Raw genomic sequence first — 14364 nt, forward strand, 5'->3', positions numbered from 1 at the left:
TTAACTGGCTTGTCGAGGCATTCGAACAACGCCTAATTCATCTGGCTCGCTCGATTTTCCTCGTTGCAAAATAATTTCTGGTGCCGTATCTACACGAAGCCCCATACCCGCCTCTTCCCGAATTAACTCACCACGTAATGAGTTAGGAAGCACTTCGGTAATACGTACATCAACGAACTGTCCAATCATATGGGGTTGACCAACGAAATTTACAACCCGATTGTTCTCAGTGCGTCCGGTCAGTTCCATCGGGTTCTTTTTCGATGGTCCGGTAACCAGAATACGTTGTTCTGTTTCCAGCATACGACGAGCGTGCGCCATAGACTGTTGGTTCAAACGTTGCTGTAATAGCTGCAGCCGCTTTTTCTTGGTCTCTTCACTAATGTCGTCAGGTAAATCAGCCGCTGGCGTTCCCGGGCGAGCACTGTAAATAAAGCTGAAGCTCATGTCGAAGTCAATACTCTGGATAAGATCCATGGTTGCTTCAAAATCGGCATCGCTTTCACCGGGGAAACCGATGATAAAGTCGGATGACATGGCGATATCAGGGCGCGCTTTTTTCAAGGCTCGAATTTTCGATTTGTATTCCAGCGCCGTGTGGCCACGCTTCATCATGGTTAATATACGGTCTGAACCACTTTGTACTGGTAAGTGTAAATGACTGACCAGTTCCGGAATGGTTTTATAGGCTTCGGTAATGTCGTCTGTAAACTCAACCGGATGCGATGTGGTATAGCGAATGCGGTCAATACCATCAATGGCCGCAACCAGGTGCAGCAATTCAGCAAAGCGGCACACTTCGCCGTCGTAATGCTCACCGCGATAGGCGTTAACGTTTTGTCCTAACAGGTTGACTTCACGAACGCCTTGTTCCGCCAGTTGTGCAATTTCATAAATGACATCATCAACCGGGCGACTGACTTCTTCGCCGCGAGTGTAGGGCACAACACAGAATGAGCAATATTTGCTGCAGCCTTCCATGATAGAGACAAAAGCGCTGGCTCCGTCTGCTTTAGGTTCGGCTAAACGGTCAAACTTTTCAATTTCAGGAAAAGAGACGTCAACCATAGGTGCATGAGTCTCGCTGACCTGATTCACCATTTCTGGCAAGCGGTGCAGAGTCTGAGGACCAAAGATAATATCGACAAAAGGCGCGCGGGCGCGAATTTCATTGCCTTCCTGAGAAGCAACGCAGCCACCAACACCAATCAATAAATTAGGGTTGCTCTTTTTCAGATTTTTCCAGCGACCTAATTGGTGAAAGACCTTTTCCTGCGCCTTTTCACGGATGGAACAGGTGTTCAACAGAATGAGGTCGGCATCTTCGGCTTCTTCGGCAACATCGTAGCCGTGGGTTGAGTGGAGCAATTCTGCCATTTTTGCAGAATCGTACTCGTTCATCTGGCAACCCCAGGTTTTGATATATAACTTCTTACTCATGACCACTCGATGGTTGATGGATTTCGTATAAGGCGCTTATTTTATCGCGTATTGGAGCAGATTGCCAAGTTTGAAATGATTAACTTTTGCGCCGTGTCCGTATGGCAAAATAGCCTGCAACAACAATGATTAACGCGCCCCACAACATGTGCCAGGCAAGTTCCTCGCCAAATAACCAGTAGCCGAGTAACGCGGCGAACAAAACCGAGCTGTAAGTAAACACCCCAACCTTTGCCGGTGGAGCTATGGAAAAAGCTTTGGTCATAGCCAATTGCCCATAAACTGCCAGCAAGCCCATAACGATAACACCCAGCCAGTGTTGCGTTGGAATAGGCTGCCACAGCCATAGCAAAGGAAGCCCTGAAGCTATGGTAGCCAGAGTAGAAAAATAAAATACAATTTTACTTGTCGATTCGGTATCCGACATGCGGCGAATAACAGTTTTGGTGAAAGCTGCTAGTGCCGCGGCTAAAAAAGCTAACCCGATGACAGGTGAAAGTTCGCTGTTCATAGGGTCAAGAAAAATAAAGACACCAATAAATCCCAGACCAATAGCCAGCCAGGTTTGTTTAGCGACATAGTCGCGCAGCCAAAGCCAGCCAATAACCGGTATTAAAAAGGGAGACAACAATAAAACCAGAGTGGCCTGCGCCAGCGGAATTGTCGCAATGGCGTAGAAAAACAGGTACATAGCGGCAATGCCCGCAACGCCACGAATAAGGTGCAGCTTCAGACGTTCAGTTTTTAAGTTGCCAAGACCTTTGCGCCATAACCAGGGAAGCAGAACAAGAAAGGCCATAAGGTTGCGGAAAAAGACCAATTGCTCGAAAGGTTGATCCTGACTGATGTATTTAACCAGGGCACTTACGCCCGCAAAACTGGCTTCGGCACTTAGAATAAGCAAGGAAGCAATAATGACCGCTTTTTGTGAACTTTCCCTGGTCTGCATAAAAAACACTCTGAACATCGTCTTATTGACTATGATAACGGAAATTCACAGCGAGATGTGTTATTTATAAGGGCTAGCAGGAATATAAGGAGTGAGAGCGCGGTACATGAAACAGCTATCAGTACTAATAAATGGCGGCGGAATGGTCGGCGCTGCGGCTGCACTAGCGTTAGCGCAGCAAGGCGCAAATGTGACCTTACTTGAACCCTTTCCTCCAGGAGAAGATAGCAGTACAGATCCTGACTGGGATTTACGCATATCATCTGTGAATAACAGCAACTGGGAATGGTTGCTGGGTTTAGGTATCGGTGTTTGTGTGCGTCAGCAGCGAGTCTTTGACTATCAGAAACTGAGCGTGACATCGCAAAGTGGCCATAATTTGAGCTTTCAGGCGAGTGAAGCGGGCTTATCCAAACTGGGCGTTATGGTTGAAAATAATGCTTTGCAGCTGGCTCTGTGGACAAAATTACGCACTCTCAAAAATGTCGATTTACGAGCAGGCGACACGCTCGATAAACTCAATGCCCGGACAAAAACGGTGGTTTTAAGTCAGGGCGATACGCTCAGTTATGATCTGTTATTGGGCTGTGACGGAGCCAATTCTAAAGTGGCTCAGCTTGCCGGTTTTTATTATCGGGGCTGGGATTATGACCAACGTTGTTTATTAGTAAATGTCAGTCTGGAAAAGCCAATAGAACCCGAAACCTGGGAAGTTTTTCGCCCGCAGGGGCCTTATGCTTTGCTGCCGTTGACCGAACAACAAGCTTGCCTTATAGACTACGGCTTACGTGACAACATCAGTTCCCTGCAGAGAGACAAGGCGGGTCTTGAAGATTATTTGCGTGAGACCTTTTCTCCCCATATCGGTAATTTCCGAGTGCTAAGAAGCGCCAGTTTTGCGCTGCAGAGAAAACATGCTGCGCACTACGTTAAAGAAGACTCTATTGTTTTATTAGGCGATGCTGCTCACAGTATTCACCCAATGGCCGGGCAGGGCGTTAACCTGGGGTTTGCCGATGTTCGCTGTCTGGTTGAGGTACTACAGAAAAATACTCCAAGCGCCGCGTTGGCTAAGTACGAAAAGACCCGGAAAGGCGAAAATGCGAAAATGATGCGGATGATGGATGCTATACAGTTAGGCTGGCGCAGTCGTAATGCCGTTATGCAGCTTGCAACCGCAGCATCCTTGAAAATGGCTGCTTTACCGTGGGTGAAACGTTGGTTATTACAACAGGCTGTGGGCGAATAACAGGCACAAAAAAACCACCTTAAGGTGGCCTTTTCTGTTTTCCACTTTTACTTGAGTAAAATTATACTCGAATAAAGTGGTGCGGAGGGGGGGACTTGAACCCCCACGTCCTTACGGACACTAGCACCTGAAGCTAGCGCGTCTACCAATTCCGCCACCACCGCAACAGCAGTTAGTATGGCTGGGGCACCAGGGATCGAACCTGGGAATCGCGGGATCAAAACCCGCTGCCTTACCGCTTGGCTATGCCCCATCCTACTAAGATGGCAATCACTTTTGGAAACAACTAATGGCTGGGGCACCAGGGATCGAACCTGGGAATCGCGGGATCAAAACCCGCTGCCTTACCGCTTGGCTATGCCCCAATTTTAGCTGGCTCTGAGAGTTGGTGCGGACGGAGAGACTTGAACTCTCACGCCGTGAGGCACTGGAACCTAAATCCAGCGTGTCTACCAATTCCACCACGTCCGCATCATAGTCAGTTAAAGGTTGGTGGCTACGGCGAGATTCGAACTTGCGACCCCAGCATTATGAGTGCTGTGCTCTAACCAGCTGAGCTACGTAGCCATACCTTTTTTACTTACCGCTCTCTGTGAGTGCGGCGCGTATTATGCAAATCGCTCCGCAGCCCGTCAACCTATTTTTGAGAAAAAACGATATTAACGGGCGCGTTTGAGCAAAAAAGCAGTGATTTGCTTAAAAAGGCAGCAAATCACCAAGGCAGGCTTTCTCCGTTACTGTGAAAAAATTGTCCGGTGGTGCTTAAGCTTAATTCCTCAATACGTTGCATTAAGCGTTCCGCTGCTGTTTCTGCGGGAATATCGCCGGCATGATTCACCATATCGGTTTGTACAAAGCCGGGATGCAGCAAGACCACGGAAATTTCTTGTTCTTTTAAGTCAAGCGCAAGAGATTTTCCGGCCGCATTTAATGCTGCCTTTGACATTCTGTACCCGTAGCGGCTGCCTGAACCATTGTCCGCAATAGAGCCCATGCGGCTGGTAATTAAGGCAACCTTGCTGCCTTTCTTTAAGTTTTTCAGCAGCGTTTCGGTGACTCTTAATGGCGCTAACGCATTGACTTCAAACTGAGCCCGTATATTACCAGCGTCAATTTCACCTAATACGTCTTTATGCAGAAGCCCGGCGTTATTAATTAAGATATCAATCTTTTTATCGCCAATGGTCTCAGAAAGACGCAGTAAGTCGGAGGCTTTGGTAACATCAATGCCTTCAATAATTTCGACGTCCAACTCTGTTAATTGCTTTGAATTGTTACGGCAAACGGCGATAACTTTGTGGCCTAGTTCGGCATACTGTCGGGCAAATTCGTAGCCAATGCCTCGGTTAGCACCGGTAATTAAAATCTGTTGTTGACTCATTTTGTACTCCAAATACCAGAGGCGTTATTCGCTAACACCACCTTCAGTTAGTTTTTTCGGATCCAGCAACTGCTCAAGTCGCTCACGACCTAAGTCGGTCATATCATCAGCGACATCGATAATGGCTCGTCCATCTTTGTACGCTATTTTGGCAATTTCGGCGGCTTTATTGTAGCCAATGACCGGGTTAAGGGCTGTAACCAGAATAGGGTTTTTCGCTAAGGCTTGTTGTAACCGCTCTTCATTAACTTCGAAGTCGGCAATGGCTTTGCTTGCCAGTGCGTCACAACTGTTACTAAGTATATTAATGGACTGTAGCAAGTTGTAGCCAATAACTGGCAGCATAACGTTTAGTTGGAAATTGCCTTGCTGAGCTGCGGTCGTAATTGTGGTGTGATTACCATTTACCTGAGCGGCAACCATAGCTACAGCTTCCGGAATGACCGGGTTTACCTTTCCCGGCATAATGCTGCTTCCGGGTTGTAATGCAGTTAGTTGAATTTCACCTAAGCCCGCTAGCGGGCCACTGTTCATCCAGCGTAAGTCGTTACTGACTTTGAGTAAGGTAGTTGCCAGCGTATTCAGTTGTGCCGAGAGTTGTAAATTGATTTCCTGTCCGGCAATACCTGTAAAAGGGTTCGCTGAGTGTTTAAAGTCGCTACCACTAAGCTGGGTCAACTGATCAGCAAACTCGGCTGCGAATTCTTTTGGGGCATTTATTCCGGTACCTATTGCTGTACCGCCCTGAGGAAGCACGCGGCTGCGTTGCAATAGTTGCGGAAGCTGTTCAGCGGTAACGTCCAACTGACCGGCCCAGGCTTCAAGTTCTTGTGCCATGGTCATTGGCATAGCGTCCATTAAATGAGTTCTGCCGGTTTTTACCACATTACGCAGCTCAATGGCTTTACTGCGAATGGCATCAATAAGGCCTTTTAAAGCCGGTGCTAACGCTTTCTCTACAGCCAGCACACTCGCCACCTGAATCGCGGTAGGTATTACATCGTTGCTTGACTGGCTTTGGTTCACATGGTCATTGGGGTGAATTTCAACACCGTTTTGCTTAGCCAAATTGGCAATAACCTCGTTCACATTCATATTGGAACTGGTGCCTGAACCGGTCTGGAATACATCAATAGGAAAGTGATCTAAATGTTGGCCATTAATAATTTCTTTAGCGGCTTTAATAATGGCGTCGGCCTGCTTCTTTTCTAACTGACCGATTTTAGCGTTTGCACCGGCGGCGCTCGCTTTGACCATTGCTATGGCTTGTATCAGTTGAGTTGGAAAAGTTAACCCGCTGATGGAAAAGTTATCAACGGCGCGTTGAGTTTGTGCGGCGTAAAGTGCTTTTTGGGGGACTTTGACCTCGCCCATGCTGTCCTTCTCTGTGCGATAATCCTGACTCATTAATAGCCCTCCTGTCATTAAGCTAAGAGTAAAAGCTTGGCGTCTAAACTCGTGTGTTGACACTTATATATTTCAAGTACCAATAATGAACCATAGTGGATCATTAATACGTCCTGCAATCATAGCGCAGTTTCAGTTTTTCGGTTACGGTTGATCAATGTGCGCGTATCCAAGGGTGATTTTGTGGAGGATCCTGTGTGAAGCGATTATTTGTTAGTGTTCTTTTTATGGTATTTGCGGTTTCAAACGTGGTTGCAGATAGCGTACGGATTGAGATTTTGGCTGGAGATGGTCAGCCGTTGGCAAATGCTGCGCTATTAATTGAAAGTAAAAAAGTGTCTGTCCAAGTGCCCGAGACGTCGGCAGTAGTTGATCAGGTGGACAAACAGTTTACTCCCACGGTTAGCGCAGTAGAGCCTGGCACCGACGTCGTATTTCCTAACAGCGATAACATTCGGCATCATGTTTACTCTTTCTCTGAGGCTAAGAATTTTGAGTTAAAACTCTATTCAGATAAAGAAAAACCAAGTGTTAATTTTGATAAAGCTGGGATAGTGACTCTGGGCTGTAATATCCACGACCAGATGGTTGCCTACGTGCTGGTAAGTGACGCATACGATGTTGCTATAACAAATGAGCAGGGTATTGTTGAGCTCACTCTGGAAGAAAGTGAAGCTCCCACAGAAGTCAGGGTGTGGCACTATTGGATGGGGGACAAACTGTCTAAAGCACAGAGCGTGCAATTAACCTCAGATTCAGGGAAGCTAACTGCGCAGGTGCAAGTATCACCGCCGGTGCAGGAAGATAAAGAGCCCTCGCGGCTGGAACAGCGATTTAATCGTAGGGGGAATTGATGATAACACGGTTCAGAACCCGTTTAATTCTCATCCTTGCAGGGCTCGTAGCGGGCGCTTTGTTGGTTGCTTTGGCCGCGGTTTGGGTCGCTACGGAGAATCAGTTAGGTCGCTCCATTGAACGTGAGCTTAGTGTCAGTGAAAGAGTTTTTCGGGAGCTTCTGGATAGCCGTAGCGCTCAGTTGTTACAAGCGGCAGAAGTTCTTACCGACGATTTTGGGTTTAAACGCGCGGTGGCTTCAAAAGATCGGGAAACCATAGTGTCAGCTTTGGTCAATTACGGTGAGCGTATTGAAGCTGAGTTGATGGTGCTGCAAACTCCCGAGGGCGAAGAAATAGCATCATCTCATGCTTTTGATAAGCTACGTATTAGCCATAGTGGGGCAGGCTCGAACAGTGAACTGGCGGTTGTCGAAGGAGAACTGTTTCAACTGGTTACAGTACCGGTTAATGCTCCAAATCTTATTGCCTGGGCAACCTTAGGTTTTGAAGTGGATTCGGGGTTAGCAGAAGAGTTAAAAAACCTGGCTAATGCCGATATCACCCTGTGGCTGGAAAACTCGGGAAAAGTCATTGCTTCCAGTCTGGAGGCCCGACAAGTGTCCTCGTTTGCAAAAGCCCTGAACAAAGACGGTCATACTCTTGATAACTGGCTGTTAAGCCAGGAACTGGCGGGGAGTGAAGTGGTGCTTGATGCCGGTTCCGATGACGCCGTTCATGTGGCATTGACAACGTCACTTGAAACGGCGGCCGCCGAGTTCACACGGCTGCATTGGCAAATTGCTTTAATTGCAATTGTCGCTCTGGTTATAGCGATGCTTTTAGCGGCGATTATAGCCCGAGGGGTTTCCCGTCCGTTACAGCAGTTATCGGGAGCGGCTAGGAAATTACAGCAAGGCGACTACAGCGAATCCGAGTTGTCGCTGAACGACGATGAGTTCGGAGAGCTGGCGAATACCTTTGGCAGCATGCGCAAGGCTATTTCCGAACGTGAAAAAAGAATTTCTTATCAGGCATCTCATGACCATTTAACCGATTTACCGAATCGTTCGTTTTTCCGTGAGCAGTTACAGTACCGTTTAGATGGCAATACCAGCTCCGGATGCCTGTTATTGTTGAATATTCATCAGTTCAGAGTTCTCAACGACAGTGTGGGGCAGGAAATCGGTGATGACATCCTGCGTCAGTTATCTGCCCGGCTGAAGTGGTGTTGTGGCAACGCTGAATTATTGGCTCGCATCGGTGGCGACGAATTTGCTGTTTTATACGCTTCTGATAAGTCCGAATTCGATCTCGACAACAAAATTAAAGAGCTTCACTCTTTTCTTGATACGCCTTTTAAAGTCGGCGACAGTGATTATCGACTGGCCTTTAATATCGGTGTTGTTTATTTTCCTGGGCATGGCAACGAGGTCGATTTACTTATTCGTCGCGCGCAAGTCAGTGTTCAGCAGTCCAAACTCCAGAAGAGCTTTTATGTTGAATATAAAAGTGGGTTGGACGAACAATACATGCGGCGCCTGCAAATTATCGAGTCCCTTAAAGACGCAGTAGCGGATAAGGAGCTACATCTTGTACTGCAACCTAAAATTAATTGCCAGACGGGTTCAGTGGTGGGGGCTGAGGTATTGTTGAGATGGCAAAGTGACAAGCTCGGATTTGTCGGACCGGATGAATTTATTCCGTTAGCAGAGCAATCCGGAGCCATTACAGAGTTGACCAACTGGGTGTGCAGAGAGTCGGCCAAACTGCTTCAGAGCTGGCATGAGCAGGGGCGGACTTTAAAATTGAGCATCAATTTGTCAACCGTCGACTTATTGAGCGACGCCTTACCCTTGCTGTTTGAACAACTCATTATTGATTTTCCTGAGTTGCCAAAATTACTGGTACTGGAAATTACAGAAAGTGCGGTAATGAAAGACCCGGAAAAAGCCATTGCCCGGCTGGAAACATTGAAGCGTCTTGGGTTTTCAATATCAATTGATGACTACGGTACCGGGCACTCCTCATTGGCACAATTGCGGCGTTTACCGGTAGAGGAATTGAAAGTAGACCGGGCCTTTGTACAGCATTTGAGCGAGGAGTCTAAGGACAAATCTATTGTTCGTTCAACCATACACTTAGCTCACGAGTTAGGTCTTCGTGTCGTTGCAGAAGGTGTGGAAAATGAGGATAGCTGGAGAGTGTTGCAGTCGATGCATTGCGATGAGTTGCAAGGCTATTTCTTTAGCAAACCCTTACCAATTTCAGGCTTTATAGAGTACTTAAATATAAATAACCATGAAACCAATGGATGATAACGAATGATGAACAAGTGTTTATATGGCGGCTGTTTTTTGCTGACCGGTGTTTTAGCTTTAACTCCGCCTGTAGCAGCGGATCAGGGAGCCCGATTACTGGCAACCGGCGGTACCAGTAGTCTTGAGGGCTCTGGTGGCGGAGGCATAGTGCCCTGGGCTACGTTAAGCAGTTATGCCGGTGAAGGCCAGTTTGGCGCGACGGTTAATTTAAGTGAAGTGTCAGTTGATGATTTTCGCTTAAGCGTTCAGGGCGCCAGTTTGAGCTGGAATAACCGTATTGAGCTGTCATATGCCGAACAAACCTTTGATCTCTCTACTATTGGCGGCGAATTAAGCCAAAGCATTATTGGTGCAAAAGTACGTTTAGCAGGGGACCTCATTTATGGTGACCTACCGCAAATTAGCCTGGGTTTACAACACAAGAAGAACAAGGACTATGAGTTGCCCGCGGCGGTAGGCTCTCAGGATGACAGTAGCACTGACTGGTATGTCAGTGCGGCAAAAGCCTGGCTGGACGGGCCTTTCCACCGTACCTGGGTTGCCAATCTGACGTTGCGTTCAAGTAAAGCTAACCAACTGGGCTTACTGGGGTTTGGCGGCGATAAAGAAGATAGCCGTGAGTGGCTGGCTGAAGCGTCCGTAGCTGCATTTATTAATCGTTATTGGGCTGTGGGCGTTGAGTACCGACAGAAACCGGACAACTTAAGTTTTGCGAAAGAGCAGGACTGGAAAGATCTTTTTGTTGCTTATTTTCCAAACAAACAGGTATCGGTTGTTGGTGCCTACACCGATCTGGGCTCTATTGCCGGCCTGGATGATCAAACGGGTTGGTATTTATCGGTTCAGGCGGCCTTTTAAGGAGAGACTATGAAAATCGTTTTGTTATTGGCGGTATTGTTTCTTTCGCCGCTGAGTTTTGCTCAGAGTTTGTATCAGCAACTGGGACAGCAGCAGGGCATAGAGACTATCGTCGAAGAAATGCTTTATCGGGTGGGTGGTGATGATCGTATTGCGCATCATTTTGATGGTGTTGATATTATGCGCGTGCATAAGCTCATCAGTGAACAAGTGTGTGACTTAAGTGGTGGTCCTTGTGATTACAGCGGCGAGGATATGAAAACTTCCCATCGTAATATGGGAGTCGACAATGCGGATTTTAACGCTTTAGTCGAACACTTGATTGCCGCAATGGAAAAAGAGGATGTTCCGGTTTCAGCGCAGAATCAGTTATTGGGCGTGCTGGCGCCAATGCATAGCGATATCGTTGAAGAGTAATGGGTGAAAAAATGGCTCGCTGAGAGCGAGCCACTAATTGCTATTTAAACGTTAAAACGGAAGTGAATGACATCGCCGTCTTTCACAATGTACTCTTTCCCTTCCAGACGCCATTTACCGGCATCTTTTGCACCTTGTTCACCGTTGTTGGCTATATAGTCGTCATAACCAACGATTTCGGCACGAATAAAGCCTTTTTCAAAGTCAGTATGAATGCGTCCGGCAGCCTGCGGTGCAGTTGAACCCACTTTAACAGTCCAGGCGCGAACTTCTTTTACGCCAGCAGTGAAGTAAGTGTGCAGGTTTAGTAGTTCATAGCCGCCACGAATAACGCGGTTCAGACCGGGTTCGTCCTGACCCAGCTCGCTCAAGAACTCTTCTTTATCGGCTTCGTCCAGCTCGGCAATTTCCGATTCAATAGCGGCACATACCGGAACGACTACCGCATTCTCGGTTGCGGCAATTTCACGAACTTTGTCAAGATGAGGGTTATTTTCAAAGCCGTCTTCGTTGACATTAGCAATGTACATAGTCGGCTTTAAAGTCAGCAAGTTGTATGAACGAATAGTGGCACGCTCATCTTTGCTTAGCTCAACAGAACGAGCCATTTTGCCTTCGTCCAATGCCGGTTTCAGCTTTTCCAGCACGGCGATTTCGGCTTTAGCTTGTGAATCCCCACCTTTCGCTTTTTTACTTAAACGGTATAGAGACTTATCAACCGAATCTAAATCGGCCAATGCCAGCTCGGTGTTAATAGTGTCAATGTCATCGGCAGGGTCGATACCACCGCTGACATGCACGATGTTGTCGTCTTCAAAACAGCGAACAACATGGCCAATAGCGTCAGTTTCACGAATGTTTGCTAAAAACTGGTTACCTAAGCCTTCGCCTTTTGAAGCTCCTTTAACTAATCCGGCGATATCCACAAATTCCATGGTTGTTGGAATAACGCGTTCAGGGTTAACAATAGCGGCTAGCTTATCAAGACGAGGATCAGGAACAGGCACAACGCCAGTGTTTGGTTCGATGGTACAAAATGGAAAGTTTGCAGCTTCAATGCCTGCTTTGGTCAGTGCGTTGAAGAGAGTGGATTTACCTACGTTAGGTAAACCAACGATACCACATCGAAATCCCATGAGAGTTTAGCCTTTCTGTTCAGGGCGGTAGCTGTGCAGGCGCTGCAACGCAGTTCCCCAGCCTTCCGCCATTAATGTGTCGATACTGCGGCTGGCTTCATCGATACAGTCATCAATAAGCCGCTGTTCATTTGCTGAAGCTTTGCCTAAAACAAAGCCAGTTACTTTTGTTTTATCGCCCGGGTGACCAATACCAATGCGCAACCGCATAAAGTCCTGCTTACCAGTCTGAGCAATAATGTCTTTAATTCCGTTATGCCCGCCGGCACCTCCGCCTTTCTTAAACTTAGCAACGCCGGGGGGTAAATCGAGCTCATCGTAAGCCACTAAAATTTCATTAGCCGGTATTTTATAAAAATTAGCCAGAGCCGCAACAGAGAAGCCACTACGGTTCATAAAATTTTGTGGTAATACAATGCGCAGGTCATGAGCGCCTTGTTGCCAGCGTCCAATCAGAGCTTTGCTTTTTGAATCAGGGGAGAGCGTAATCGCGTGGCGTCTGCAAAAGTCATCAACTAACCAGAAACCAGCGTTGTGACGAGTTCGTTCATACTCGGGGCCCGGATTTCCCAGGCCCACAAGCAGTTTTACTTCAGTTCCCATAACAGGAGACTGACTTATTCTTCGTCAGCGTTTTTGCTGTTTTCAGCAGGAACGTCGCCAGGTGCTACTGTATCTTCTTCGGTCTCTTCTTTCTCGACGCGAGGAGCAGTAACAGACACAACCGCCTGGTCGTGGTCTTCACCTTTAGTCAGTTCAACTAACTCAACGCCTTTAGGCAGTTTTAAGTCAGTCAGGTGAATGGTGTCACCAACGCTGAGTTCAGCAATGTCAACTTCCAGGTATTCTGGTAAGTCTTTAGGTAATACAGTAATTTCCACGTCATTTACGTGGTGAACAACAACACCACCTTCTTCTTTAACGCCCTTCGCAGTTGTTTCATTTAAGAAGTGCAGAGGTAAGTTAGTGTGCAGTTTGTGGCCTTTCTCAACGCGCTGGAAATCCAGGTGAGTCAATTTAGGCTTGTACGGGTGACGCTGCATGTCTTTTAGAATTGCCTGATGTTTCTTACCATCAAATTCCAGCGTCAAAATGTGCGAATAAAAGGCTTCGTAGTCGGCCATGTTATTCACTTTGTTGTGGTCTAGTGCTAATGCGATTGGCTCGCCTTTACCACCGTATAAAATCGCTGGTACTTTGTCCTCATGACGCAGGCGGCGGCTCGCACCTTTCCCTTTGTCCGTGCGGACGGTAGCTTGGATGTTAAAATCTAATTCAGCCATGATTTGGCCTCTCAATGTTTAAAGTTTTTATTTGTCAGCACTCGCGACCAAGAGCTGACCCAGAAACTTAGAAACCGACAACGAGGCCGGTTTCTAAGGGCGCGCAATACTAGCACTGGGTACGAATAATTACAACAATCAGTAATCGAACATTGCTGAAATAGATTCTTCATTACTGACGCGGCGCAGTGCTTCTGAAAGCATACCGGACAAGGTCAACTGAGTAACTTTACCCGTGGCTTTCATCGCATCGCTTAGCGGAACACTGTCGGTAACGATAAATTCGTCAATTTCAGAATCTTTAATGTTCTGCACCGCATTACCGGAAAATACCGGGTGGGTAGCGTAAGCAAACACACGTTTTGCACCGTGAGACTTCAGTGCTTCTGCGGCTTTGCAAAGCGTTCCGCCAGTATCAATCATATCATCGACAATAATGCAGTCGCGGCCTTTAACATCACCAATTATGTGCATAACCTGCGACACGTTGGCTGACGGACGGCGCTTATCAATGATGGCTAAATCGGTGTCGTCCATAAGCTTGGCAAAAGCACGGGCACGTACAACACCACCAATATCAGGGGAAACCACAACCGGATGGTCGAAGTTTTGCTGGCGCATGTGTTCTAACAATACCGGAGTACCAAAAACGTTATCGACAGGTACGTCAAAAAAGCCTTGAATTTGTTCTGCGTGTAAGTCGACAGTCAGCACACGGTCAACACCAACACTGGATAAGAAATCAGCAACAACCTTAGCCGTAATAGGAACACGAGCTGAACGAACCCGGCGATCCTGACGAGCGTAACCAAAATAAGGCATCACTGCAGTAATACGACCAGCTGATGCACGACGTAATGCGTCCACCATAACAATGAGTTCCATTAAATTGTCATTGGTTGGGGCGCAAGTAGATTGAAGAATAAAGACGTCGGAACCGCGGACGTTTTCATTAATGGCGACGCTAATTTCGCCGTCACTAAAGCGACCAACGGAAGCTTCACCAAGTTTGATATAAAGGCGATCGGCGATTTTCTGGGCTAGCTCAGGAGTGGCGTTGCCGGCGAAAAGTTTCATGTCAGGCACAACA

At 47.3% G+C, this 14364-nt stretch carries 13 protein-coding genes and 5 tRNA genes; 5 read left to right on the forward strand and 13 right to left on the reverse strand.

Features of this window, described 5'->3' with window-relative positions:
- Both miaB and Q5L94_RS00710 read right to left on the reverse strand, forming a co-directional pair.
- Complete coding sequence (gene miaB / locus Q5L94_RS00705; protein ID WP_317496594.1) at nucleotides 1-1440, reverse strand: tRNA (N6-isopentenyl adenosine(37)-C2)-methylthiotransferase MiaB; 1440 nt, start codon at nucleotides 1438-1440, stop codon at nucleotides 1-3.
- 79 nt (nucleotides 1441-1519) lie between these two features.
- Complete coding sequence (locus tag Q5L94_RS00710; protein ID WP_317496595.1) at nucleotides 1520-2389, reverse strand: DMT family transporter; 870 nt, start codon at nucleotides 2387-2389, stop codon at nucleotides 1520-1522.
- 106 nt (nucleotides 2390-2495) lie between these two features.
- Between Q5L94_RS00710 and Q5L94_RS00715 the strand changes: the two genes are divergently transcribed.
- Complete coding sequence (locus Q5L94_RS00715) at nucleotides 2496-3638, forward strand: FAD-dependent oxidoreductase (protein WP_317496596.1); 1143 nt, start codon at nucleotides 2496-2498, stop codon at nucleotides 3636-3638.
- A gap of 77 nt (nucleotides 3639-3715) precedes the next feature.
- Here Q5L94_RS00715 and Q5L94_RS00720 read toward each other — a convergent pair.
- From Q5L94_RS00720 to Q5L94_RS00750, 7 genes are all read right to left on the reverse strand, one after another.
- Nucleotides 3716-3802, reverse strand: a tRNA-Leu gene (locus tag Q5L94_RS00720).
- 14 nt (nucleotides 3803-3816) lie between these two features.
- Nucleotides 3817-3891: transfer RNA gene (locus tag Q5L94_RS00725), tRNA-Gln, on the reverse strand.
- Between the two features lie 37 nt (nucleotides 3892-3928).
- Nucleotides 3929-4003 (reverse strand) — tRNA-Gln (locus tag Q5L94_RS00730).
- A 21-nt stretch (nucleotides 4004-4024) separates the two neighbouring features.
- A tRNA-Leu gene (locus Q5L94_RS00735) sits at nucleotides 4025-4109 on the reverse strand.
- 19 nt (nucleotides 4110-4128) lie between these two features.
- A tRNA-Met gene (locus Q5L94_RS00740) sits at nucleotides 4129-4205 on the reverse strand.
- 145 nt (nucleotides 4206-4350) lie between these two features.
- A complete protein-coding gene (locus Q5L94_RS00745; protein ID WP_317496597.1) occupies nucleotides 4351-5019 on the reverse strand; it encodes an SDR family oxidoreductase in 669 nt (222 codons plus the stop codon).
- 24 nt (nucleotides 5020-5043) lie between these two features.
- Entirely contained in the window at nucleotides 5044-6426 is a 1383-nt protein-coding gene (locus Q5L94_RS00750) for a class II fumarate hydratase (protein ID WP_317496598.1), read from the reverse strand.
- A 197-nt stretch (nucleotides 6427-6623) separates the two neighbouring features.
- Between Q5L94_RS00750 and Q5L94_RS00755 the strand changes: the two genes are divergently transcribed.
- From Q5L94_RS00755 to Q5L94_RS00770, 4 genes are read left to right on the forward strand one after another with little or no spacing between them, the layout of a single operon-like run.
- Nucleotides 6624-7280, forward strand: coding sequence for a methylamine utilization protein (locus Q5L94_RS00755; RefSeq protein ID WP_317496599.1), 657 nt, complete (start codon nucleotides 6624-6626; stop codon nucleotides 7278-7280).
- A complete protein-coding gene (locus tag Q5L94_RS00760) occupies nucleotides 7280-9577 on the forward strand; it encodes an EAL domain-containing protein (protein WP_317496600.1) in 2298 nt (765 codons plus the stop codon). Before Q5L94_RS00755 ends, Q5L94_RS00760 begins: the two co-directional genes overlap by 1 nt.
- A gap of 6 nt (nucleotides 9578-9583) precedes the next feature.
- Nucleotides 9584-10438 (forward strand): DUF3034 family protein, encoded by an 855-nt coding sequence (locus Q5L94_RS00765; protein ID WP_317496601.1) that lies wholly within the window; start codon nucleotides 9584-9586, stop codon nucleotides 10436-10438.
- 9 nt (nucleotides 10439-10447) lie between these two features.
- The gene (locus Q5L94_RS00770; RefSeq protein WP_317496602.1) at nucleotides 10448-10855 is read left to right on the forward strand and encodes a group 1 truncated hemoglobin; all 408 of its coding nucleotides are present in this window, start codon (nucleotides 10448-10450) and stop codon (nucleotides 10853-10855) included.
- A gap of 44 nt (nucleotides 10856-10899) precedes the next feature.
- On the opposite strand, the gene ychF is transcribed toward Q5L94_RS00770, so the two are convergent.
- The 4 genes from ychF to Q5L94_RS00790 all read right to left on the reverse strand — a co-directional run bounded on the left by ychF (nucleotide 10900) and on the right by Q5L94_RS00790 (nucleotide 14360).
- Nucleotides 10900-11991: a redox-regulated ATPase YchF gene (ychF, locus tag Q5L94_RS00775; RefSeq protein WP_253619648.1), complete on the reverse strand. Its 1092-nt coding sequence runs from the start codon at nucleotides 11989-11991 to the stop codon at nucleotides 10900-10902.
- A 6-nt stretch (nucleotides 11992-11997) separates the two neighbouring features.
- The gene (gene pth / locus Q5L94_RS00780; protein WP_317496603.1) at nucleotides 11998-12594 is read right to left on the reverse strand and encodes an aminoacyl-tRNA hydrolase; all 597 of its coding nucleotides are present in this window, start codon (nucleotides 12592-12594) and stop codon (nucleotides 11998-12000) included.
- 14 nt (nucleotides 12595-12608) lie between these two features.
- Entirely contained in the window at nucleotides 12609-13274 is a 666-nt protein-coding gene (locus Q5L94_RS00785; protein ID WP_317496604.1) for a 50S ribosomal protein L25/general stress protein Ctc, read from the reverse strand.
- 138 nt (nucleotides 13275-13412) lie between these two features.
- A complete protein-coding gene (locus Q5L94_RS00790; RefSeq protein WP_016341307.1) occupies nucleotides 13413-14360 on the reverse strand; it encodes a ribose-phosphate pyrophosphokinase in 948 nt (315 codons plus the stop codon).
- Nucleotides 14361-14364: the final 4 nt, after the last annotated feature.

The organism is Idiomarina sp. Sol25 (assembly GCF_033052775.1).
In the GTDB taxonomy this organism is placed as follows: Bacteria; Pseudomonadota; Gammaproteobacteria; order Enterobacterales; family Alteromonadaceae; genus Idiomarina.